Origin of the sequence: Actinoplanes regularis (assembly GCF_900188005.1) — a bacterium.
Lineage (GTDB): Bacteria > Actinomycetota > Actinomycetes > Mycobacteriales > Micromonosporaceae > Actinoplanes > Actinoplanes regularis.
Map to the genome: position 1 here is coordinate 219760 of NZ_FZNR01000006.1, position 23579 is coordinate 243338.

18 protein-coding genes are annotated in these 23579 nt (G+C 71.5%); 9 read left to right on the forward strand and 9 right to left on the reverse strand.

The window, feature by feature from the left end; genetic code table 11:
* Positions 1–157: 157 nt before the first annotated feature.
* The 4 genes from CHC09_RS18605 to CHC09_RS18620 all read left to right on the forward strand — a co-directional run bounded on the left by CHC09_RS18605 (position 158) and on the right by CHC09_RS18620 (position 7239).
* Positions 158–2638 (forward strand): alpha-L-arabinofuranosidase C-terminal domain-containing protein, encoded by a 2481-nt coding sequence (locus CHC09_RS18605; RefSeq protein ID WP_089294397.1) that lies wholly within the window; start codon positions 158–160, stop codon positions 2636–2638.
* An 11-nt stretch (positions 2639–2649) separates the two neighbouring features.
* Positions 2650–4056 carry a family 43 glycosylhydrolase gene (locus CHC09_RS18610; protein WP_089294398.1) on the forward strand — a complete coding sequence of 469 codons (1407 nt, stop codon included), beginning with the start codon at positions 2650–2652 and terminating at the stop codon, positions 4054–4056.
* Between the two features lie 73 nt (positions 4057–4129).
* Positions 4130–5560: a PAS domain-containing protein gene (locus CHC09_RS18615; RefSeq protein WP_089294399.1), complete on the forward strand. Its 1431-nt coding sequence runs from the start codon at positions 4130–4132 to the stop codon at positions 5558–5560.
* Positions 5557–7239: a putative bifunctional diguanylate cyclase/phosphodiesterase gene (locus CHC09_RS18620; protein WP_089294400.1), complete on the forward strand. Its 1683-nt coding sequence runs from the start codon at positions 5557–5559 to the stop codon at positions 7237–7239. Before CHC09_RS18615 ends, CHC09_RS18620 begins: the two co-directional genes overlap by 4 nt.
* Positions 7240–7246: 7 nt before the next feature.
* On the opposite strand, the gene CHC09_RS18625 is transcribed toward CHC09_RS18620, so the two are convergent.
* Together CHC09_RS18625 and CHC09_RS18630 are read right to left on the reverse strand one after the other, a co-directional pair.
* Positions 7247–8707 (reverse strand): flavin-containing monooxygenase, encoded by a 1461-nt coding sequence (locus CHC09_RS18625; RefSeq protein ID WP_089294401.1) that lies wholly within the window; start codon positions 8705–8707, stop codon positions 7247–7249.
* Positions 8704–10368: a GMC oxidoreductase gene (locus tag CHC09_RS18630; RefSeq protein WP_089294402.1), complete on the reverse strand. Its 1665-nt coding sequence runs from the start codon at positions 10366–10368 to the stop codon at positions 8704–8706. The genes CHC09_RS18625 and CHC09_RS18630 overlap by 4 nt, the downstream gene beginning before the upstream one ends.
* A gap of 119 nt (positions 10369–10487) precedes the next feature.
* On the opposite strand from CHC09_RS18630, the gene CHC09_RS18635 reads away from it, so the two are divergent.
* Positions 10488–11300 carry an alpha/beta fold hydrolase gene (locus CHC09_RS18635; RefSeq protein ID WP_179277169.1) on the forward strand — a complete coding sequence of 271 codons (813 nt, stop codon included), beginning with the start codon at positions 10488–10490 and terminating at the stop codon, positions 11298–11300.
* Positions 11301–11358: 58 nt separating this feature from the next.
* On the opposite strand, the gene CHC09_RS18640 is transcribed toward CHC09_RS18635, so the two are convergent.
* The 6 genes from CHC09_RS18640 to CHC09_RS18665 form a co-directional block, all read right to left on the reverse strand.
* Positions 11359–12573, reverse strand: coding sequence for a hypothetical protein (locus CHC09_RS18640; protein WP_143232412.1), 1215 nt, complete (start codon positions 12571–12573; stop codon positions 11359–11361).
* A complete protein-coding gene (locus CHC09_RS18645) occupies positions 12570–13334 on the reverse strand; it encodes a chromosomal replication initiator protein DnaA (protein ID WP_143232413.1) in 765 nt (254 codons plus the stop codon). The genes CHC09_RS18640 and CHC09_RS18645 overlap by 4 nt, the downstream gene beginning before the upstream one ends.
* Positions 13335–13643: 309 nt before the next feature.
* Positions 13644–15122 carry an acyl-CoA synthetase gene (locus CHC09_RS18650; protein WP_089294405.1) on the reverse strand — a complete coding sequence of 493 codons (1479 nt, stop codon included), beginning with the start codon at positions 15120–15122 and terminating at the stop codon, positions 13644–13646.
* A 7-nt stretch (positions 15123–15129) separates the two neighbouring features.
* Positions 15130–15585, reverse strand: coding sequence for a MaoC family dehydratase (locus tag CHC09_RS18655; protein ID WP_089294406.1), 456 nt, complete (start codon positions 15583–15585; stop codon positions 15130–15132).
* Positions 15582–16457 carry an amidohydrolase family protein gene (locus tag CHC09_RS18660; protein ID WP_089294407.1) on the reverse strand — a complete coding sequence of 292 codons (876 nt, stop codon included), beginning with the start codon at positions 16455–16457 and terminating at the stop codon, positions 15582–15584. The genes CHC09_RS18655 and CHC09_RS18660 overlap by 4 nt, the downstream gene beginning before the upstream one ends.
* On the reverse strand, positions 16454–17332 hold the full coding sequence (locus tag CHC09_RS18665; RefSeq protein ID WP_089294408.1) for an SDR family oxidoreductase: 879 nt from the start codon (positions 17330–17332) through the stop codon (positions 16454–16456). Before CHC09_RS18665 ends, CHC09_RS18660 begins: the two co-directional genes overlap by 4 nt.
* Positions 17333–17484: 152 nt before the next feature.
* Between CHC09_RS18665 and CHC09_RS18670 the strand changes: the two genes are divergently transcribed.
* Together CHC09_RS18670 and CHC09_RS18675 are read left to right on the forward strand one after the other, a co-directional pair.
* Entirely contained in the window at positions 17485–17895 is a 411-nt protein-coding gene (locus tag CHC09_RS18670; RefSeq protein ID WP_089294409.1) for a MarR family winged helix-turn-helix transcriptional regulator, read from the forward strand.
* An 89-nt stretch (positions 17896–17984) separates the two neighbouring features.
* Positions 17985–20240, forward strand: coding sequence for a putative bifunctional diguanylate cyclase/phosphodiesterase (locus CHC09_RS18675; RefSeq protein ID WP_089294410.1), 2256 nt, complete (start codon positions 17985–17987; stop codon positions 20238–20240).
* Here CHC09_RS18675 and CHC09_RS18680 read toward each other — a convergent pair.
* On the reverse strand, positions 20205–21209 hold the full coding sequence (locus CHC09_RS18680) for an aldo/keto reductase (RefSeq protein WP_089294411.1): 1005 nt from the start codon (positions 21207–21209) through the stop codon (positions 20205–20207). The two genes, CHC09_RS18675 and CHC09_RS18680, sit on opposite strands and share 36 nt — an antisense overlap.
* Positions 21210–21366: 157 nt before the next feature.
* Here CHC09_RS18680 and CHC09_RS18685 point away from each other — a divergent pair, with 157 nt between their 5' ends.
* Positions 21367–22947 carry an MFS transporter gene (locus CHC09_RS18685; protein WP_089294412.1) on the forward strand — a complete coding sequence of 527 codons (1581 nt, stop codon included), beginning with the start codon at positions 21367–21369 and terminating at the stop codon, positions 22945–22947.
* A 13-nt stretch (positions 22948–22960) separates the two neighbouring features.
* Positions 22961–23575 carry a TetR/AcrR family transcriptional regulator gene (locus CHC09_RS18690; protein WP_089294413.1) on the forward strand — a complete coding sequence of 205 codons (615 nt, stop codon included), beginning with the start codon at positions 22961–22963 and terminating at the stop codon, positions 23573–23575.
* The last annotated feature ends 4 nt before the right edge of the window (positions 23576–23579 follow it).

A 23579-nucleotide genomic window follows, 5' to 3' on the forward strand; every position in this document is an offset into this window, starting at 1 on the left:
TTAACGCTAACAAGCGATCCGATATCGAGCCTTTTTCCAGGTTTCAGCAGGCAGGACATAGACGTACCCCTCTTGACAGAGGCTTCGATGTTTGCGTACACATTGCCTAGCTCCCGGCACGGAAACATCCCCGACACACCTCGGTGGAGGACCCCACATGCCCCGAATCCGATCCCGCCTGGTCGGCGCCGCCGCCGTCCTGGTGTCGCTACCGCTGGCGGTCGCCCCGCCGGTCTCCGCCTCCGCGGTGGCGCCGGACTACACGATCAAGGTCAGCCCGAGCGCCGACGGCGCGGCACTGTCCAAGCAGCAGTACGGCGTCTTCTTCGAGGACATCAACTACGCGGCCGACGGCGGCCTCTACGCGGAGTTGATCCGCAACCGCTCGTTCGAGTTCAACGCCACCGACGCCTCCGGCTTCACCGGCCTGACGGCGTGGACCACAGCCGGCACGGCGACCGTCGTCAACGACGACCAGCGGCTCAACGACCGCAACCGCAACTACCTGAAGCTGACCGGCGGCGTCACCAACGCCGGCTACAACAGTGGCATCGCCCTCAAAAAGGGTGACAAATATGATTTCTCCGTCTGGGCCCGGGGCGACGCCGCGTTGCGGGTCTCGGTGAACCTCGCCGACGGCACCGCCCTCGCGGCGCCGATCACCATCGCCGTCGCCGGTGACACCTGGACGAAGTACACCGGCACGCTGCGCGCCACCGCGACCACCGACCGGGGCCGGCTCACCGTGAGCACTCCCGGGGCGCTGCGGCTGGACGAGATCTCGCTCTTCCCGCGCGACACCTACAAGGGACGGTCGAACGGCCTGCGCCGGGACCTGGCCGAGAAGGTCGCCGCCCTGCGCCCCGGCTTCGTCCGGTTCCCCGGCGGTTGCCTGGTCAACACCGGCAGCATGTACTCCTACGACGGGGCGTTCAACTACCCGCGCGCCCGGTCCTACCAGTGGAAGGACACCGTCGGCCCGGTCGAGACCCGTGCCACGAACAAGAACTTCTGGGGCTACAACCAGTCCTACGGCCTCGGCTACTACGAGTACTTCCAGTTCTCCGAGGACCTCGGCGCGATGCCGCTGCCGGTGCTGCCGGCCCTGGTCACCGGCTGCGGGCAGAACCGGGCGACGGTCGACGAGGCGCTGCTGCAGCGGCACATCCAGGACGCTCTGGACCTGATCGAGTTCGCCAACGGGCCGGTCACCTCGACCTGGGGCAAGCTTCGCGCGCGGCAGGGCCACCCGAAGCCGTTCGGGCTGACCACCGTCGCGATCGGCAACGAGGAGAACCTGCCCGACGCGTACTGGGCGAACTTCCTGAAGTTCGAGGCCGCGATCAAGGCGAAACACCCGGAGATCACCATCGTGAGCAACTCCGGGCCGGACGACCAGGGCGGCACGTTCGAGAACCTGTGGGCCAAGAACAAAGCCAACGGTACGGACATGGTGGACGAGCACTACTACAACAGCCCGTCCTGGTTCCTGCAGAACAACGCGCGCTACGACTCGTACGACCGCAATGGTCCGAAGGTCTTCCTGGGTGAATACGCGTCGCTGGACGCCAAGTTCTACAACTCCCTGGCCGAGGCCGCGTACATGACCGGCCTGGAGCGCAACGCCGACGTGGTGAAGATGGCGTCCTACGCGCCACTGCTCGCCAACATCGACAACGTCCAGTGGAAGCCGGACCTGATCTGGTTCGACGGCGACGAGTCGTGGGGCTCGACCAGCTACCAGATGCAGAAGCTGTTCATGAACAACGTCGGCGACCGGGTCGTGCCGAGCACGGTAACCGGCGGCGGTGTGGTGCAGCCGAAACCGATCACCGGGGCGATCGGCCTCTCCACCTGGCGGACCGCGGCCACCTACGACGACGTCAAGGTGACCCGGCCGGACGGCACGGTGATCTTCAGCGACGACTTCAACGACGGGAACGCGGACGGCTGGACCGCGGTGCAGCCGCGCGGCAACTGGACGGTGACCAGCGGCGGCTACGCGCAGACCACCACGGACACCGAGGACACCATGGTCAAGGCCGCGACCGTCACGGACACCGACTACGACTACACGCTCAAGGCCACCAAGCAGGCCGGCGCCGAGGGCTTCCTGGTCGCGTTCGGCATCCAGGGGACCGGCAACTTCTACTGGTGGAACCTGGGCGGCTGGAACAACACCCAGGGCGCCGTCGAGAAGGGGATCACCTCCGCCAAGGAGCAGCTGATCACCAAGCCGAACTCGGTCAACACCGGCCAGACCTACGACCTGAAGATCTCCGTTCGCGGTACGAAGGTGACCCTGTACCTGGACGGCGTCGAGTGGGGCGGCTTCGACGACAACGCCGTCACCGAGCCGTTCGCGCAGGTCGTGACGACCGACGCGAAGACCGGTGAGCTGATCGTCAAGGTGGTGAACGCGCAGGACAAGCCGGCCGTCACCAAGATCGACATGGGTGGCCGCAGGGTCGCCGGCACCGCGCGGATGACCGTCCTGGCCGGTGACCCGGGTGAGCAGAACACCCGTACCGCCGAGCCGATCCTGCCGGTGACCAGCACGATCAAGGGCGTCTCGGCGAGCTTCACCCGCGAGTTCCCGGCGAACTCGGTCACCTTCCTGCGTATCCGGACCCGATGAGGAGCCCGATCATGAATCGTCGGACTTTGCTGACCGGCGGCGCCGCCCTGGGCACGCTCGCCGTCGTCCTGCCCGTCGGCGCCGAGGGCGCCCCGCACGCCGACCCGGTTCGCGGCGACGCCGAGATCTACGGCGTGCCGACCGCCCAGCCGCTGGTCAGCCAGCGGGCCGACCCGTTCATCAGCCGGCGCTACGCCGGGAAGTACTACTTCACCGGCTCGGTCCCCTCGTACGACAAGATCGTGCTGCGCGGCTCGGAGACGCTCGCCGGGCTGACCGACGCGCCGGAGACGACCATCTGGACCCGGCCGTCCGGCGGCAAGATGGGCGGCTTCGTCTGGGCGCCGGAGCTGCACCGAATCGGCGGGAAGTGGTACGTCTACTTCACCAGCAGCGACGCGAACGACATCTGGCACATCCGCCCGTTCGTCCTCGAGTCGTCGCTCGACGACCCGATGGACCCGTCCGGCTGGACGGTCAAGGGCGAGATCGCCCTGGAGTGGGACAGCTTCGCGCTGGACGCCACCGTGTTCAGCCACCGCGGTAGGCAGTACCTGCTGTGGGCGCAGAGCGAGCCGGAGATCGTGGCGAACTCCAGCATCTACATCGCGGAACTGGCCAACCCGTGGACGCTCAAGAGCAAGCCGACCCGGCTCACCACGCCGACCAGGAGCTGGGAGATCCAGGGCTACCGGGTGAACGAGGGCCCGGCCGTGATCATTCGCAACGGGCGGGTCTTCCTGACCTTCTCGGCCAGCGCGACCGACGCGAACTACTGCATGGGCCTGCTCACCGCGGACGCCCACTCCGATCTGCTGGACCGGGCGAGCTGGACGAAGAACCCGGACCCGATCTTCGTCAGCAACGACGACACCGGGCGGTGGGGCCCCGGGCACAACTCGTTCACGGTGGCCGAGGACGGGAAGACCGATGTGCTGGTCTACCACGCCCGCGACTACAAGCAGATCACCGGCGATCCGCTGTACGACCCCAACCGGCACACCCGGGTGCAGAAGCTCTACTGGCACCCGGACGGCACGCCGCTGTTCGGTGTACCGGTGGGCGACGGCGGCCCGATCGTGCGGCTGTCGCCGTCCGGCTCCCCGCAGCAGTTCGTCCACCACGCCGGTACGGCGGTGCAGGTCGCCCCGGCGCCGCACGACCTGGGCGCCACCCAGTTCCGGTTCGTGGCCGCGGCGGACGGCACGGAGACCATCCAGTCGGTCGACAAGCCGTCCCTGTTCGTCCGGATCGACGGGACGTCGGTGCTGCTGGACACCGCCGGGACACCGGTGCGCCGGGTCCCGGCCCGCGGCGGGGTACTGATCCGCAGCTCCGCCGACCCGGCGGCCTATCTGCGGGAGACCGCCGGTGTGATCACCGCCGCGAGGAGCGGCACGGTCTTCCGGCTCAGCTGAACAGCCGGCGGACGGCCCGGTTGATGCGGGGCTGAAAGCTCAGGTCGGCCATCGGCGGCCCGATGATGCGAGGGTGTTGACAGCCACGCAGATCACCGAGCAACCGGTGGCCGACGGCCGTTCCCGCGCCGTCGACGCGACCACCCTGGCGTACATCCAGGTCGACCGCGACGGCCTGATCCAGGACTGGAACCCGGCCGCCGAGCGCCTGTTCGGCTGGAGCCGCGCCGAGGTGCTCGGCCGGCCGCTGGCGGACACCATCGTCCCGGCGGCCCTGCGCTCCGCGCACAACGCCGGGTTCGCCCGGCGGCTGGCGATCGGCGACCGGCCGGACATGAGCCGCCGCTTCGAACTGCCGTCCGTACACCGCGACGGCTCCGAGCTGACCGTCTCGATGACCCTGGACGCGATCGGCGCGGAGGGTTTCTGCGCGTTCATCTCCGACCAGACCGAATGGCACCAGGCCCGCCAGGAACTGCAGCGCAGCAACACGCTGATCAGCGCGATCCTGCAGCACACCAGCGCGGTGATCTCGGCCAAGGACCTCGACGGCCGCTACCTGTTCGTCAACGGCGAGTACGAGCGGGTCTTCCAGGTCAGCGCCGCCGACATGGTCGGCCGGGGCGAGGAGGACGTGATGCCGGCCGCGATCGCTGCCGGCAGCCGCGCCCACGACGTCGAGGTCGCCGACACCGCCACCGCCCGGACCGTCCTGGAGCGGCTCCCGTTCGGCGACGACATCCGGGAGTACGTGGTCACCCGGGTCCCGCTGACCGACCCGGACGGCTCGGTCTACGCCGTCTGCACGATCGCCATCGACGACACCGAGCGCCGCCGCACCGAGGCCGCCCTGGCCGCCGGCGAGGAGCGCTTCCGCAACACCGTCAACAACGCGCCCGGAATGGTCTACCAGTTCCGCCTCGAGCCGGACGGCACCTCCGGCTTCAGCTTCGTCTCGGAGGGCTGCTGGGACATCTACGGCGTCGGGCCGGAGACGGTGGCCGCGACCGGGACCGTGATCGTGAACTTCATCGCCGAGGAGGACCGGGCGTCCTATCTCGCCTCAGTCCAGCGGTCCGCGCAGACCCTGGAGCCCTGGGAGTGGCGGGGCACCATCGTCCGCCGCGACGGGCAGCGCCGCCAGATCTACGGCGTCTCCCGCCCGCACCGCGAACCCGGCGGCGCCACCGTCTGGGACGGCATGCTGGTGGACCGCACCCGCGAGCTCCTCGCCCGTCGTGACCTCGAGGATCTCTCGCACCGGCTGGCCGCCCTCTCGTTCACCGCCGACAGCGACGAACCCACTTCCGAACTGGTGGGCCTGATCGATCCGGCGCACCACGAGCGGCTCGCCGAGCTCTGGGCGACCGCCCGCGCCGGCGAACCGGCCGACGCCGAATTCGCCGTCACCAGCCCCGGCTGCGGGCAGCTCTGGGTCCGCCTGCGCCCGCGCACCGACGGGCTCGTCGACGGTGCCTGCTTCCAGCTGGCCGGGCGCTCGTGACCGGGCCGCGTCTGCCCCGCAAGCTGGGCGAGATCGGCATCCCGATGAACCCGCTCGCGGCCAGCACACCGGTCAGCGAAGTGGTGGCGATGCTGGACGCTGACCGGCACGCCCCCGGCGTCATCGTCCAGACGGCGACCGGGCATCAGCTGGTCAGCCGGGCGCTGGTGGAGAGGACCGCGGCCGGGCCGGCGCCGGACGCCCCGCGGACCGCGGCCGACCTCCCCCGCCATGACGTGCTCGCATTGCCCGCCGACACCGACATCGACATGGCGGCCGAGGCCGCCCTGGGCCGCCCGGCCGACGAACGCGAGGAGCCGGTGCTGGTCACCTGGCCGGACGGTCGCTACGGGATCGCCCCGATGATGGACCTGCTGGCCGCGATGGCCGGCCGGTACGCCCGGCTGTCCCGCACCGACCAGCTCACCGGCCTGCCCAACCGGGCGATGATCACGGCCGAGGGCCGGCGCCGCCTCGACGCCGGAAACCTGCTCGCCGTGCTGCACCTGGGCCTGGACCGGTTCCAGGACGCCAACGACGTGCTCGGCCACCACGGCGCGGACGCGTTGCTCCACCGGGTCGGGGTCGCCCTGAACGCCGCTCCCGGTCCCGGCAATCTGGTCGCCCGGCTCGACGGCGACCAGTTCCTGGTGCTGCTCTCGGAGCTGCCACCCGGGCACACCCCGCAGAGCATGGGCCGGCACATCGCGTCCCGGATCCGCGGTCCGCACACCATCGACGGCCTGCCGATCGGCGTCGAGGTCAGTATCGGGATCAGCCCGGCCGACTACCACGACATCGCGGTGCTGCAGCGCCGCGCGGCCGCCGCGATGCGCCGCGCCAAGCGGGAGCGCACCGGCGTGGTCGAGTGGACGCCCGGCCTCGACAGCACCCAGCGGGTCGACCTGCGCCAGCTCACCGAGCTGCGTTCCGGGCTGCGCAACGGGCACCTGCGGCTGTTCTACCAGCCGCTACACGAGGCGACCAGCAGGAAGATGAGCGGGGTGGAGGCGCTGGTCCGCTGGCAGCATCCGCAGCGTGGGCTGTTGCCGCCCGGTGTCTTCCTGCCCGACGCGGAGCGCTCCGACGTGATCCTGGAGCTGACCGACTGGGTCCTCGCCGAGGCGCTGCACCAGGCCGCGCTCTGGAAGCGGGCCGGTCACCACGTGCCGGTGTCGGTGAACCTGCCGCCCGCGTACCTGGCCCAGGAGCGCGCGGTGCCGACCATCCTCGCCCTGCTCCAGCTCGAACAGGTGCCGGCCGACCTGCTCACCGTCGAGATCACCGAGACCGCGGTTCTGACCAACCCGGACGAGGTCGCCGCCCAGCTCTCCGCGCTGCGGTTGCGCGGCGTCCGGGTGGCGATCGACGACTTCGGCACCGGGTACACATCGCTGGGGCTGCTCCCCCGGCTGCCCGTCGACGAGCTGAAGATCGACCGGTCGTTCGTGGTGCAGATGCACGACTCGCCGGCGCACGCCACGATCATCGACTCGGTGATCGCCATCGCGCGGGCGCTCGGCATGATGGTCGTCGCCGAGGGCGTGGAGGACGAGCCCACCGCGGCCGACCTCGCGCGCGCCGGTGTCGACCTGTTGCAGGGCTACCACCTCAACCGGCCGACCCCGCCCGAGGCGGTGCCCCTGGTGCCGGCCCGCCCGCTGACCGCCGTCGTCTGACGGCGGGTCAGCCGGGTCCGGGCCGGTCGGGTGCGGGCCGGCCGGCCAGGAAGTCGGCCGGGCGCAGGCGGGCGGTGCGGCGGCGGTACTCGGCGGCCATGCCCGGCCAGTTGGTGACCACCCGGCCGCCGGCGTTGCGGTACCAGCTCTCGCAGGCCGCCCACACGCTGCCGGCCAGCCGGGACTGAAGCTCCTCGTCGTAGCGGGCGGCGACCTCCGGCCGTACCTCCAGCGGAATTCGATCTTCTGCGAACCGGCGGACAGCCTGGACGATCCAGCGGGCCTGGGCCTCGTGGAAGTAGACGACCGAGGTGTTGCCGGTGTTCGTGTTCGGGCCGTAGACCAGGAACAGGTTCGGGAAGCCGGGCACGGCCATGCCGAGGTAGGCGTGCGCGCCGTCCTTCCAGACCTCGTTCAGGCGGGTCCCGTCCCGGCCGGTGACCTCGATCGGGACCAGGAACTCGGTGGCGGCGAAGCCGGTGCCGTAGACCAGCACGTCAGCCGGGTGCTCGACGCCGTCGGCGGTCCGGATCCCGTCCGCGGTGACCGCGATGATCTTCTCGGTGACCAGGTCGACGTCCGGGCGCTGCAGGGCGGGCAGCCAGGCGTTGGTGAACAGCACCCGCTTGCAGCCCATCGGCTCGTCCGGGGTGACCTTGCGGCGCAGTTCCGGGTCGCGGACCTGCCAGCGGCGCTGGGCCGTCGAGATGCCGCGCATCAGCGCCCCGGCCGCCCGGTTGCCGGTCACCGCGAGGCCGGTGACCAGGGTCATCAGCCAGGTCCCGGCGCGGGCCGGGCCCATCAGCCCCGGGATCGACCGGTACAGACCGCCGCGCAGGCGGCCGTAGCGCCGGTCCGGTTTGGGCAGGGTCCACGGTGGCGTGCGCTGGAAGACGGTGATGTGCGCGGCCGTGCCGGCGATCGCCGGGACTAGCTGGATCGCGCTGGCGCCGGTGCCGATCACGGCGACCCGCCTGCCCTCGACGGAGACGGCCGGATCCCAGAGCGCGGTGTGCATGGCGGGGCCGCCGAAGACCCCGGGCAGCTGCGGAATGCTGGGCCGGGACAGCTGGCCGACCGCCGGGACGAGGACGTCGGCCTCGATGGTCCCGCCGTCCGCCGTCGTCACCCGCCAGGCCGTGCCGGTCCACTCCGCGGCGGTCACCTCGGTGCCGAGGCGGAGCTTTCCGGCAAGACCGAATTCGGACACGCAGCGTTCCAGGTAGGCGAGGATCTCCGCTTGCGGCGGGAAGCGGCGGCTCCAGGCGGGATTCTGAGCGTACGAGTACGAGTAGAGCGGCGCGGGGATGTCGCACGCGCACCCGGGGTAAAGGTTGTCCCGCCAGACCCCGCCGACCCGGTCCGCCCTGTCCACCAGCACGAGGTCGGTAAAACCGGCCTTGAGCAGGGCGTTCGCGGCCGCAAGCCCGCCGAATCCGGCCCCGATGATCAGGATCCGGGTGCTCATCGCTCCTCGCTCCGGATCAGCCGCAGGGCCGCCGGCGCGGTCGCCGGCACGGCCGGATGACGTGGCAGGACCGGATCGACCTGAACGTAGCCACCGGCGGGCCGCGAGTCCTGGTCCCCCGCGTTGGGCCAGAGCGCGACCGCCCGCTCGGCGAGCGCGGTGATCGTCAGTGACGGGTTGACCCCGAGGTTCGCGGCGACCACCGACCCGTCGATCACGTGCAGGCCGGGATGGCCGAAGAGCCGGTGGTACGGGTCGACGACGCCCCGCGCCGGATCCGCTCCGATCGCGCAGCCGCCGATGAAGTGCCCGGTCACCGGCTTGCCGACCAGTTCGGTGTACGACCCGAGCGGCACCCCGCCGACCTTCTCCGCGGTACGCCGGGCCACGTCGTGCGCGGACGGCACCCACTCCGGGTTCGGCTCGCCCACCCCGGGCCGGCTGGTCAGCCGCCCCCACCTACGGAACACCGTGATCGAGTTGTCGAGCGGCTGCATCGCGAGCAGCACCACGGTCTGCCGTGACCAGTCCCGTGGCGACAGGTAGAGCCGCAGGTCCCGGCCCGCCGCGGCGAGCTGTTTCAGCCCCGCCCACCAGCGCGGCCGCCCGCCGGCGTCGTCGACCAGGACGGTGGAGAGCAGGGCCAGCAGGTTGCTGCCCGGCCCGTACCGCACCGGTTCGACGTGGGTCACCGGATCCGGGTGGATCGAGGAGGTGATCGCCACGCCGTGGCTGTAGTCGCGGTCCTTCCGGCGGGTGCGGGCGCCCAGAATCGACTCGGAGTTGGTCCGGCTCAGCTCGCCCAGTCGCGGGGAGATCTCCGGGAGGCGGCCCCGGTCGCGCAGGCGGTGCAGCAGCCGCTGGGTGCCGAGCGCGCCGGCCGCGAAGACCACCTGCCCGGCCGTGAACGTGTGCCGGCGCAGCCCACCGGTCCGGCGGGTGTCGACCGCGTAACCGCCCCCGGGCAGCGGCCGGACGTCCCGGACCGTGGTGAGTGGATGGACCCGCGCACCGGCCCGTTCGGCGAGGTAGAGATAGTTCTTGACCAGGGTGTTCTTGGCGTTGTTCCGGCAGCCTGTCATGCACGAGCCGCACAGCGTGCAGCCGCGCCGGTCGGGGCCGGCCCCGCCGAAGAACGGGTCCGGTGCCTCGGCGCCGGGTTCGTCTCCGAAGAAGACCCCGACGGGGGTACGCCGATAGGTGTGCCCCACCCCGAGATCGTCGGCGACCGCCTTCAGGGCCCGGTCGGACTCCGTCTCCACCGGGTTGGTGGTCACCCCGAGCATGCGCCTGGCCTGGTCGTAGTAGGGGGCTAGCTCGGCCTTCCAGTCCGTGATCCCGGCCCATTGCGGGTCGGTGTAGAACGCGTCCGGCGGCTCGTAGAGGGTGTTCGCGTAGCCGAGCGAGCCGCCGCCGACCCCGGCGCCCGACATGATCAGCACGTTCTTGAGCAGGGTCATCCGGAGGATGCCGTAGCAGCCGAGGGCCGGCGCGTAGACGTAGTCCCGCAGCCGCCAGGAGGTCTTGGCGAACTGATCGTCGGTGAAACGGCGACCGGCCTCGAGGACGCCGACGCGATAGCCCTTCTCGGTCAGGCGCAGCGCTGTCACGCTGCCGCCGAACCCGGACCCGATCACGAGGACGTCGTAGTCATGCGACATCGCCGTAGCATCACGCCCTTATTGGCAACATGTCAACAACGGGTTTCCAGTCTTGCTCGCAGCGCGAATCCACCCGCTCGGCGGGTGCCTTCCCCGGCTCCGCCCGGCAGGGTGCCCACATGACGTCGCTGACCCACGACCGCCGCGGCTCCGGCCCGCCGCTGCTGCTGATCCACGGCATCGGCAGCCACTGGCAGGTCTGGAATCCCCTGCTCCCGCTGCTGGCCCCGGAACGCGACGTGATCGCGATCGACCTGCCGGGCTTCGGCACCTCCCCGATCTGGCCGCCCCCCGCCGGCGCCACGATCCCGGGCTCGGTGCCGCACCTCGCCGACCTGGTGGAGTCGTTCCTGGACTCACTCGGCCTGGGCGAGGTGGAGATCGGCGGCAGCTCGATGGGCGGTGGGATCGCCCTGGAACTGGGCCGCCGCGGCCGGGCCCGGGCGGTCACCGCGTTCTCCCCGGTCGGCTTCTGGCCCCCGGGCGGTGGCCGCTGGGTACGCCTCGCCGTCACCGTCGGCCACGTCGCGGGCCGCGCCCTCGATCCGCTGCTGCCGCGGCTGATGGGCTCGCCGGCCGGGCGGGCGGCGCTGTGCTCGCTCGTCTACGCCCACCCGAGCCGGCTCGATCCGGACGAGTGCGTCGGCGCCGCCCGGGCCCTGGCCGGCGCCCCCGGCTTCCAGGCGTCCCGGACCGCCTTCCGCCGCCTCACGCCCTGGGCCTCGACGGATCCCGGTGCGCTGCCGCGGATTCCGGTGACGATCGCGTGGGGCACCCGGGACGCGGTTCTGCCGTACCGGAATCAGGCCCTCCGCGCCCGCGCGGCCCTGCCCACCGCCCGCCATGTCCGGCTGCCCGGCTGCGGCCACCTGCCGTTCCCGGACGCCCCACGGCACTGCGCCGAGCTGCTGCTGCACCCCACGGGCGGCTGACCGGCCGCGGCCGCCCGCCGTTCCCGGACGCCCCACGGCCGGCCGCCCGGGCCACCGATCACTGCCGGAGGATCAGCACGAACTGGGCGTCGGCGGGTTCGCCTGACGGCGCGCGGCACGTTATCCGTACCTCGAAAGCCTGATGTTCGGGGTCGGCCACGCAGGTGGCCGCGGTGTCGTACCCGGTGATCTGGAGGTCGCCGACCGGTCCGGCGACGCCGGGCAGCGCGACGCGGTACTCGCCGGCGGCGGACCGGGTCACCGTGTCCGCGTTGCCGGTGCTGTTGAACTGGAAGACACCCGCCGCCGTGTACTCCGGCTCGGCGGGCCGGTCAGCGAGCAGGTGAGCACCCGGGAGCGGGGACGGGCCGGCGCCCAGGGCGACCGAGAAGGTGACCGCGAACCGCGAGTCCACCGGCTGGCCCGCCCCGTCCCGGCAGCGCACCGGGACGGCCAGCCGAGACTCCCCGGTCTCCCCGGACCACCGCTGCACCCCGCACACCGTCGCCGTGTCACCGATCGCCGTGACCTTCACCGCCCCGCCGGAGACACGATCCTGAAGACCGAAACGGACCACGTACGACCCGACGTCCTCACGGTCGGCCGAGTTCGTGCCGTGCAGCGAGTTGTAGCTGTACGCGTCCTCGAGCGTCTGACCGGTCCGGCCCGGATCACCGATCCGCAGGTAGGCGGCGGTGCCCTCGGCGTCGCGCAGATGCCAGTAGCGTGCCGAGAACCCGCTGTCGGCGGGCACGCCGGAACGGTCGAAGCAGTCCACCTCCACCCGCTCGTCATCGCCGTCCGGACGCCAGTCGACCAGTGTGCAGATCCGGTCCTCGGGGGTCACCGGGGTCACCTCGGCGACACCACCGTCGCGGCCCAGCCCGTGGAAGGTGACCCGGTAGCGACCGGTGCCCAAGCGTTCGAGGGTGTTCTCGGCGCCGACCGAACTGCACTGGGCGGCCGGCTTGTACCGGGCGTCGTGGGGGCGATCGGCGAAGACGAATCCGGCTCGCTCCCGCTCCGCGGTGGAGACCGGGCAGGATCGCTCCCGCTGCACCGGCTTCGGCCGAACCGCCCAGGTCACTACCATGATCACGATGGGCAGGACCCCGCCGGCCAGGGCCACCAGAGCGACCAGCGCGCTGATCCGGGGTTCGGAGGACCCGGGCCGGGGACCGGGCGCGAGCCAGTCGCCGACCAGGGTCATCGCGCGGGATCCCAGACGGTCGGCGCGACGACGCCAGTCCGCGGCGGTCCGGGCGCGCGTCAACGGCGCTCCGTGACCGATCTCGACTCCAGGAGACCGAGCCCGCGTCCCGCTACCGCCTCGGTGGGTGGCGACATCGGCTGCGGGTTCGGCGGCAAGGCCGGGTCGACGGCCGAGGCCGGCGCCGGGGTCCGCTGCGGCTTCCGCACCCGCTTGCGCGCCCTGGTCGAGGGCTCCGGGCGGGCATCGGGGGCGGCGGTCCGCGCGGAGGCGCCAGGGGGCCGCCGGTCCGGGAGGTCCGACCGCTTTCCGGTACGCGGCTGGCCGTCCCGTGACGACCACACCCTCGCCGGGTCCCGCCGCGGCCCGCCACCCTGTCCGGCGTCTTCCCGGCTCCCCGTGCCGGACCGGCCGGCCGGCGCCGGGAAGCCGTCGCCGGCGGACCACCCGTCGACCGGCGACTCGCCACCCGGCAACTCTTCACGGGGCAGTTCGTCACCGGGCGGCTCATCGCCCGGCAACACCGTACGAGGCGACTCGTCGCCCGGCAGCTCATCGCCCGGCAACACCTCACGAGGCGACTCATCGCCCGGCAGCACCGCACGAGGCAACCCGTCGCCGGACAGCTCGTCACCGATCGGCTCCTCGGGCGCGAGCACGTCCCGGCTCGGCATCCCCGGCACTCCGGCCCCCGGTGGCAGGCTCTTCGAGACAGGCGTGAGCAGCCGTCCCGCCCCGGGCCGGTCCTCCATGGACCCGCCGCAGCCGGCCACTGTCACCACGGCCACGATCCCCGCCGCCAACAGGCTTCGCCCTTGAATCACCGAACCTCCACGACACCCGTCTGATCCTCAAACGACCCACCTGGCGAAACGGTGATGCGAAATCGGCGGCCATTGCTGGCGATCGGCGAGGTCAAGTGGGGGAGACGATGAGCCTCGGCCACGTCGACCGGCTGCGCCCTGCTGCCGGCCCAGGGCCGGCACGGCGCGCCGGCCGCCCGGCTGGCGTGTCACAGCGGCGCGGGCTTCACCCCCGACCCGTGGGACGCGGCCGCCGAGGATCCGGCGATCGTGCTGGCCGGGCCGGCCGATCTGTACCGATCGGACGCTTCCTGACGCGAGGATCCGGTGTCAGGAGCGCTCGGGGAGGGGCAGGGCGCGGAGCGGCGCTTTGCGGATCTTGTTGGAGCCGGTCTTCGGCAGGTCGGCGACCACGTCGACGTACCTCGGAATCTTGTATCTCGCGAGGCGGTCGCGCAGGAACGCCGGCACGTCGTCGGGCCGCAGCGCGGACCCCTGCCGGGGTACGACGAAGGCCTGCCCGACCTCTCCCCACTCCTGATCCGGCACCCCGACGACGGCGACCTCGGCCACCCCGGGATGTTCGAAGATCGCCGCCTCCACCTCGGCCGGGTACACGTTCTCCCCACCGGAGATGTACATGTCCTTGGTCCGGTCGACGATGTGGAAGTGGCCCGCCTCGTCGACGATCGCCACGTCCCCGGACCGGAACCAGCCTCCGTCCACGAACGCCGCGGCCGTGGCCTCCGGATCGTCCCAGTACCCGGGGGTCACGTTCGGCCCGCGCACCAGCACCTCGCCCGGCTCGCCCGGGTCCGTGTCGGTCAGGTCCGGCCGGACACACCGCACTTGCGCGAAGAAGACCGGCAGCCCGGCCGAGCCGGCGTGCTCCCGGCTCTCCCGGGCCTCCAGGAACGTCGCCCCCGGAGCCGTCTCGGTCATCCCGTAGCCCTGGCAGAACAGCAGGCCGCGCTCCTGGTAACGCCGGATCAGCGCCGCCGGCACGGGCGCTCCCCCGGTCATCAGGCTGCGCACCGAGCTGAGGTCGGCGCTCGCCCAGCGCGGCGACCGGCTGAGCCCGGCGTACATCGTGGAGACGCCGAACATCCAGGTCACCCGGTGTTCCTCGATCAGGTCGAAGCAGCCGTCCACGTCCCAGCTCGGCATGATCACCGACGTACCGCCCTTGAGGAACGTCGGCAGTAGGCACTGATCGAGCGCCGCGACGTGGAAGAGCGGGGCGCTGAGCAGCGTCATCTCGTCACTGGCCACGTCGACGCAGACGAGCAGGTTGACGCAGTTCCAGACGAGGTTGCCGTGGGTGAGCACGGCGCCCTTGGGATGGCCGGTGGTGCCCGAGGTGTAGAGGATGCAGGCCGCGTCGGCCGGGCCGACCGGTTCGTCCGGGTGGATCGGATCTTCGAGGAATTCCTCGTACGCGTCGAGCGGCACCGTCACGGCCGCGTCCACCGGCGGCATCGCGGGATCGTGGATCAGCACCCGGGCCCCGCTGTGCCGGAGCTGGTAGGACAGCTCGCCGGCGGTGAGCCGGAAGTTCAGCGGGACGAAGACCGCGCCCAGCTGCCACGACGCGAACATCGTCTCGACGAGCGCCGGATGGTTCGGGCCGAGATAGGCGACCCGGTCGCCCCGCCGCACCCCGGTGGAGTGGAGGGCGGCGGCCAGCCGGGCGATCCGCTGGTGCAGCTCGGCGTAGGTCACCCGCCGCTTCCCGAAGATCAGCGCGGTGCGCCCGGGCGACATCGCCGCCCGGCGCGCCGGCCAGGAGCCCAGCCCCGCGTTGTTCATGACAGGCTCAGGTGTACTGCCGGTAGACGGTACGCGCGACGCAGGCCGGCTTCTCCGAGCCGTCGATCTGCACGGTGAAGTCGAAGGTGCTCTGCGTGCCGCCGGGCACGTCCTCGACGCTGACCACGGTGGCCGCCAGCCGGATCTTCGAACCGACCTTGACCGGGCTGGGGAAGCGCACCTTCTCCAGCCCGTAGTTCACGCCCATCCTGATCCCCTCCACCTTGAGCAGGTCGCCGAAGAGCGGGATGACCAGCGACAACGTCAGGTAGCCGTGCGCGATCGGGGCGCCGAAGGGACCCTTCGCGGCGCGCTCGACGTCCACGTGGATCCACTGGTGGTCGCCGGTGGCGTCGGCGAACGTGTTCACCCGCTCCTGGGTGATCTCCAGCCATTCACTGACGCCGAGGTCGCGGCCGACGAGGGCCTTGAGTTCGTCGAGCCCGTGCACGGTGGTGGTCATTTTGATTCCTCTCTGAAAAGCAGACGAGCGGCGTTCTGCTTAAGGATCTTGAGCCGCACCGGTGGCTTGATGTCAAGAGCGGCGAAGTCGGCGAGCCAGCGGTCCGGGGTGATCACCGGGTAGTCGGAGCCGAACAGCACCTTGTCCTGGAGCAGGCTGTTGGCGTACCGCACGAGTTGCGGCGGGAAGTACTTCGGCGACCAGCCCGACAGATCGATGTGGACATGCTCCTTGTGCGTGGCGACCGCCAGCGCCTCGTCCTGCCAGGGAAAGGACGGGTGGGCCAGGATGATCCGCAGGTCCGGGAAGTCCACCGCGACGTCGTCGACCAGCATCGGGTTCGAGTACTTGAGCCGGATTCCGCCGCCACCGCGCACGCCCGCGCCGATCCCGGTCTGGCCGGTGTGGAACAGCGCGATCGCGCCGAGCTCCTCGATCGCCTCGTAGAGCGGGTAGGCCAGCCGGTCGTCCGGGGCGAAACCCTGCAGGCTGGGGTGGAACTTGAATCCGCGTACCCCGTGGTCGGCGACGAGGCGGCGGGCCTCGCGGACGCCGGCCGCGCCCCTGTGCGGGTCGATGCTGGCGAACGGGATCAACACGTCCGGATGCTCCGCGCAGCTCGCGGCGATCTCCTCGTTCGGGATGCGCGGGTGGCCGGTGGCGTGCTCGGCGTCCACGGTGAAGACCACCGCCGCCATCCGCCGGGCGCGGTAGTGGTCGGCCAGTTCGCCGACGGTCGGCCGGCGGTTGCCGTGCGCGTGGAAATAGTCCGCGGACGCGTCCAGCAGCTCCGGGCTCAGCGAGCTGTGGCCGTCCCTGCCGACCTCGGCGTGGGTGTGCACGTCGATGGCGACGAGTTCATCGAGGTTCATCCGCGGGGCACCGGGATGCCGTAGGTCTCCGGCGGGAAGTCCCAGGAGGACGCGATCGCCTCGGCCGGCCAGCCGCCGTCGCGGAAGGCGACGACCTTCTCCGCCGGATGCGACCAGAGCGCCAGCCGGTCCCCGCCGATCCCGATCGCCTGGCCGGTGATCCCCTTCGCGGCGTCCGACGCCAGGAACGTGATCAGCCCGGTCACGTCCTCGACGGTCCCGAGGCCCTCGTCGCGGCGCAGCCAGGCCGGGAAGGGCTCACCGGTGCGCTCGGCCTCCTCGATGACCGGGGCGAACGCCGGGATCGACCTGGTCATCTCGGTCGCCGCGATCGGCACCACGGCGTTGACCGTGATCTCGCTGCGAGCCAGTTCGAGCGCCCAGGTGCGGGCCATGGCGGCGATCCCGGCCTTGGCCGCCGCGTAGTTGGTCTGCCCGAAGTTGCCGCGCTGCCCGGCCGGGGACGCGATCAGGATGATCCGGCCGCCGGTGCCCTGTTCGCGCATCCGGATCGCGGCCGCCCGGGCACAGGTGAACGTGCCGCGCAGGTGCACCCGGACCACCGCGTCGAAGTCGTCGTCGGTCATCTTCCAGAGCACCCGGTCGCGCAGGATGCCGGCGTTGGTGATCAGCACGTCCAGCCGGCCGAACGCCGTCACGGCGGCCGCGACCAGCCTCTGCGCGCTCTCGGTCTCGCCCACGGCCGCCACGACGCCGATCGATCCCGGGACCGCCGCGACCGCGGCGTCGACCGCCGCCCGGTCGACGTCGTTGACCACGACGGACGCGCCGGCCGCGGCGAGCGCCCGGGCATAGGCGAGCCCGAGGCCCCGGCCACTGCCCGTGACGAGGGCGACCCTGCCGGACAGATCCATGCTTCTCAACCTCTCACAGCACCGGCGCGCGGCGCGACAGTTCCGGGCCGCGCAGGATTGACAGGATTCCTGTTGATCCCGAGTTTCGACGACGATCAGGTTTCCTGTCAACGGGGTAATCTCGCGGCATCTTTCACGCGGAGGGACCGTCCATGCCGTCACTGCTCTACCTGGTCAAACAACTGGAGTTGGCGGTCCGCGCCCGCCTCGACGAGCTGGTCCGCCGCCACGGCATCACCGCGCTGCAGTACACGGCGCTCACCGTCCTGGAGCGCCACGACGGACTTTCCGCGGCTCAACTGGCCCGCGACTCGTTCGTCACGGCCCAGTCCATGGCCGACATGGTCCGCACCCTGGAGACCCGCGCGCTGATCCGCCGCGAGCGCAATCCCGCCAACCGCCGTGAGCTGCTGATCCACCTCACGGACGAGGGCCGCTCCCTGCTGGCCGCGGTGGAGGCCCCGGTACGTGAGCTCGAAGCCCGGATGATCGCGAAACTGACCGGAACCCGGGCCACCGAGTTCCGCCAGGCCCTGATCACCGCCTGGCAGTCGCTCGCCTGACCCACCCGCTCCGGAGTCCTCCGGCCGGTCCCGGCGCGGCCGATAGGACCCGCATGCCAAGCCCCGGTCCCGGGAACCGGTGACGACTCATGATCGGTCGTTACCGGGGAATCCGCCATCTGTGGTGGATCTATCTGCTGCTGACGTCCGCGCTCGCGGCCGTCTACGTCATCGTGCCGTTGAACGGCGGCACCCGGTGGATCTACGTGCTGGTCAACAGCACCGCGCCGATCGCCACCTGGATCGGCCTGCGCGGGCACGTCCCGGCGCGGCGGGGCGGCTGGCTGGTGATCGGGCTCGGGCTGGCCTTCTCCGCGGCCGGCGACGTGATCTTCGCCCTGCACACCGCGGGTGGCAATGAACCGGCGTTCCCCTCCAGCGCCGACGTGCTCTACCTCCTCGGCCATCTGACCATCGCCGCCGGGACCGCGATGCTCGCGTCCCGGGCCGGCCGGACCGCCTTCGTCGACGCCGCGGTGCTCCTGACCCCCCTGGCCAGCCTGGCGTGGATCCTGGTGGTGCAGCCGACGATCACCGTGGGCGGCAGCATCGCCGCCCGGTTCTTCGCGACCGCCGCGCCGGTCAGCACGCTGATCGTGGTGTACTGCGCGCTGGCGCTGGCACTCGGCATCGAGTTGCGCGCCCCGGGTGTGCGCTGGCTGCTGACCGGGCTGGTGGCCTGGTTCGTCTCCGACGCGCTCTACACCCATCAGGGGCTGACCGGGACGTACACCGAGGGCGGGCTGATCGATCTGGGCTGGATGGCGATGCCGATCCTGCTCGGCACGGCCGCCCTGCACCCGTCGATGGTCGCCGCCACACCACACCGCTCCGCGGTGCACGCGCTTCCCCTGTCGCGCGCCCTGATCCTGTTCGGGGCCGCGCTGCTGCTGCCCTGCCTGCACCTGTTCTGGGAACCGCGCTCGGACAACCCGCTCCTGCTCGGCGCGGCGCTGTCGATGGCGCTGGTCGCGATCCGGCTGGTCAGGCCGATCCACGAGCTGTCCTGGCGGGCCGGGCACGACCCGCTGACCGGGCTGGTCAACCGCAGCCTGCTGATGGACCGGCTGGCCCTCGAGCTCAGTTCGATGCCGCCCGGCCCGGCGGCCCGGCTCGGGCTGCTCTTCTGCGACCTGGACCACTTCAAGGATGTCAACGACAGCCTCGGCCACGACGCCGGCGACCAGCTGCTGATCGAGATCAGCAGCCGGTTGCGGGCCGCGGTCCGGGACACCGACGTGGTGTGCCGGCTGGGCGGCGACGAGTTCGTCATCCTGATGCCGGGTACGACCGAGGAGCAGGCGGTGGAGGTCGCCGAACGGGTCGCCGACAACCTCGGCCGGGCGATGCGGCTCTCCGACGGCACCGAGTTCTTCGCCTCGCTCTCGATGGGGTTGCGCACCACCGGTGACCCGCAGGCCGACCCGGACACCCTGATGCAGGACGCGGACACCGCGATGTATCAGGCCAAGGCGGCCGGCCGGGGCCGGGTGGTGCGGTTCGACGCGGAGATCCGCGCCGGGGCGACGCAGCGGCTGCGGCTCGACGCCGACCTGCGCCGGGCGCTGACCCACCCGGGCGAGCTCTACTGTGTCTACCAACCGGTCTTCCAGGTCGGCGACGGCCGGCTGAGCTCGGTGGAGGCGCTGGTCCGCTGGCGGCACCCGACGGACGGGATCCTGCCGCCGGGCGTGTTCGTGCCGGTCGCCGAGGCCTCCGGCACCGTCGCCCAGGTGTTCGCGCTGGTGCTCAAGGAAGCCCTGGCCGAGCAGCGCCGCTGGCACGACGCGATCGGCCGGTGGATCCCGGTCGCGGTCAACCTCTCCCCGCGCCAGCTCACCGACTCCACCGCCGAGCTGGTGCTGGCCGCTCTGGGGCGCGCCGGCACGCCGCCGGACATGCTCACCCTGGAGCTGACCGAGACCGGCATGGCCGAGCCCTCGACCGTGGACGCGGCGCTCGGGCCGCTGCGCCGGGCCGGCGTGAAGATCGCCGTGGACGACTTCGGCACGGGTTACTCGTCGATGGCCCGGGTCGCCGATCACGGCTGGGACATCGTCAAGATCGACCGCACCTTCGTCGCCGGCATCCACCACGACCCGGCCCGGTGCTCCCTCGCCGACGCGATGATCAAGATGGCGCACGCCCTCGGCATGGTGACCGTCGCCGAGGGTGTCGACAACGCCGCCGACCTCCAGGCGCTCGCCCGGCTGGGCTGCGAGTTCGCCCAGGGCTACCTGCTCGCCCGCCCGGTCGGCGCGGACGGCGTGCTGGAGATCGCCATCGCCGAGCCCGAGATCCCGGCCGAGCTAGGCGCCGGCCGCCTCCAGGCGAGCCAGCTGTGACGCGTCCAGCTTGATCTCGAGAGCCGGGAGCAGGTCGTCGAGCTGCTCGGGGGTCTTCGGGCCGATCAGCGGGACGACCGACGGCCGGGCCTGGTGCAGCAGCCAGGCCAGGACCGTGCGGTTCGGGGTGCTGCCCAGCTCGGCCGCGACCTCGTTCAGCACGGCCAGGCGGGCGCCCACGTCCGGGCCGGCGTAGTTCTCCATCATCCAGTGGCCGGCGCGCTTGGCCGGGTCGTCGTAGACGCCCTTGAGGATCGGGGAGTACGCGACCAGCTGCAGGTCCCGGTGTTCGGTGAGGTAGTCCCACTGCTCCGCGCCGACGATCGAGGCGGACGCGTTGCCGGCCTTCGGGCGCAGGTACGAGTGCTGCTGCTGAAGCGCGACCGGCGCCACCCAGCCGTACCGCTCGCACAGCCGCCGGATCGCCTCCAGCCGCCAGGTGCGCACGTTCGACCAGCCCAGGTAGCGCACCTTGCCCGCGGTGACCAGCCCGGAGAGCGCCTCCAGGGTCTCCTCCAACGGGGTGCCCACATCGTCGACGTGCACGTAGTACAGGTCGACGTGGTCGGTACCGAGCCGCTTCAGGCTGCCGTCCAGGGCGTGCCGCAGCGTGTCCGCCCCGGCTCCGGCGAAGGTACGCCGGGCCAGCTCCCAGTTCGCCGTCCCGTCCGCGTTCCACAGCTCGTCCGAGTACGCCGGCACGGCGCTGCCCTTCGTGGCCAGGAAGACCCGGTCACGGCGGTTCCTCAGCCAGCGGCCGAGCAGTTCCTCGCTCTCCCCGCCCCGGCTGCCCCGGTGCGCCCACCACTCGTAGCAGTCGGCGGTGTCCAGGAACGAGCCGCCGGCCTCGAGGTAGCGGTCCAGGATCCGGATCGAGTCGGCCTCGCTCGTGGCACCGCCCATCTGCATGGCGCCGAGCGCGAGCTTGCTGACCTGAGTCCCGGTTCGTCCCAGTTCCATCGTTTCCATGCGGTCGACGCTAGGACCTGGAGCGCGCTCCAGGTCAACCGGTGGAGTGACGGAACCCACACTTTCGATACGAGAGCGTTCCGTTTTCTAACTCACCGGACTACTGTTCGATTCAGATACGAGACAGTTCCGTTTCGAAACCGGGGGGAAACACCGGATGAACGCGCAACCGACACCCCAGACCGCCGGGCATCCCCGACGCTGGGCCATCCTGGGCGTGCTGGTCATCAGCCTGCTCGTGGTGGTTCTCGACAACACCGTGCTGAACGTGGCCCTGCGGATCATCGCGGACCCGCAGCGCGGCCTCGGCGCCACCCAGAGTGAGCTGGAGTGGGCCATCAACTCGTACACCCTGGTCTTCGCCGGCCTGCTCTTCACCGCCGGCATCCTGGCCGACCGCCTGGGCCGCCGGATCACCCTGATCACCGGCCTGACACTGTTCGGCATCGCGTCGCTGATCTCGGCGTACGCCGACAGCCCCGACCAGCTGATCGCCGCCCGCGCGGTGATGGGCCTGGGCGCCGCGGCGGTCATGCCCGCCACCCTGTCGATCATCGCCAACGTCTTCGATCCGCGTGAGCGCGCCCGGGCCATCGGCGTCTGGGCGGGCGCGGTCGGCCTCGCGGTCGCCCTAGGCCCGATCCTCGGCGGCTTCCTGCTCGAACACTTCTGGTGGGGCTCGGTCTTCCTGATCAACGTGCCGATCGTGATCGTCGGCGTGGCCCTCGTCGCGATCCTGGTGCCGGAGTCCCGTGACCCCAAGCCGGGCCGGATCGACGTCTTCGGCGTGCTGCTCTCCATCGTCGGCCTGACCCTGCTCACCTACGGCGTGATCAAGGGCGGCGAGGACGGCTTCGGCGAACCGCTCTCCTGGGGCCCCATCATCGGTGGCGTCCTGGTGCTGATCGGCTTCGTGCTCTACGAGCGCCGCATCGAGTTCCCCTCGCTGGACGTGCGGCTCTTCGGCAACCGGCAGTTCTCCGCCTCCACCGGCATGATCGGCCTGGTCTTCTTCGCGGCCATGGGCTCGATGTTCTTCGGCGCGTTCTATCTGCAGCTGGTCCGCGGTTACGGTCCGCTCGCCTCCGGCGCGCTCTTCGTCCCGTTCGCGGTCGGTCAGATGGTCTTCGCCCCGATCAGCTCGAACATGGTGAAGAAGTTCGGCCCCAAGGCCGTCAGCACCGCCGGCCTGCTGCTGGTCGCGCTCGGCCTGGCCGCCTGGCTGCCGATCGGGGCGGACACCCCGATCGCCGTGGTCGCGTTCGCGTTCTTCCTGATGGGCGTCGGCATGGCCAACGTGATGCCGCCGGCCACCGAGTCGATCATGGCAGCGCTGCCCCGGGAGAAGGCCGGTGTCGGCTCCGCGGTCAGCAACACCATCCGGCAGCTCGGCGGCGCCCTGGGCGTCGCGGTGCTGGGCGCCGTCCTCTCCTCGGTCTACCGCGACAATCTGGGCACGGCCACCGACGGCCTGCCCGGCGCGGCGGCCGACGCGGCCCGCGAGTCCATCTCCGGGGCGTACGCGGTGGCCGCGCAGGCGGGCCCGGCCGGCCCGGCGCTGATCCAGAGCGCCAACGAGTCGTTCGTCACCGCGATGCACTGGGCGGCCGTCGGTTCGCTGGTGTTCGCGCTGCTCGGCGCGGTGGTCGCGGTGCTCTTCCTGCCCGGCAAGCGGCCCGCGGAGCAGCCCGCCCCGGTGCTCGCGGAGGAGCAGGGCGTGGCCCTGGCCGAGGCATGACCCGTCGGTAACAATGAACCCCATGACCAGCACCGTCTCGCCCGGCCAGGAGCGTAAGGCTCCTGGCCGGCCCCGCAACGCCCAGGCCGACGAGGCCATCCTCGACGCGGTGCTCACGCTGCTGGCGGAAGGGCAGAGCACGGCGGCCCTCTCGATCGAGGCGGTCGCCGCGCGGGCGGGCGTCGGCAAGGCCACCCTCTACCGCCGCTGGCCGAACAAGGAAGCCCTGCTCATCGACGCGGTCCGGAGCATGAAGGGCCCGATCCCGGAGCTCGGCGGCACCTCGGTCCGCGACGACCTGATCGCCCTGGTCACCGCGAACCGGTCGTCCCGGGCCCGGGAGTTCGGCATCGTCACCGCCTGCCTGCTCCCCGACCTGTTGCGCGACTCCGAGCTGAACCGGATGCATCACACGGTGATGGAACCCCGGCGCGAGTTGATGCGCGAGATCCTGCGGCGGGGCATCGCCGACGGCGAGCTGCGCCCCGACCTGAACGTCGAGCTGACCCTCCTGATGCTCGGCGGCTCGTCGATGATGCAGGGCATGTTCGACTTCCGCACCGGCGTGCCGGACAAGGAGTTCCCCACGGCGCTGGTCGACGCCGTCCTGCGCGGCGCCCGCGCCTGACCGC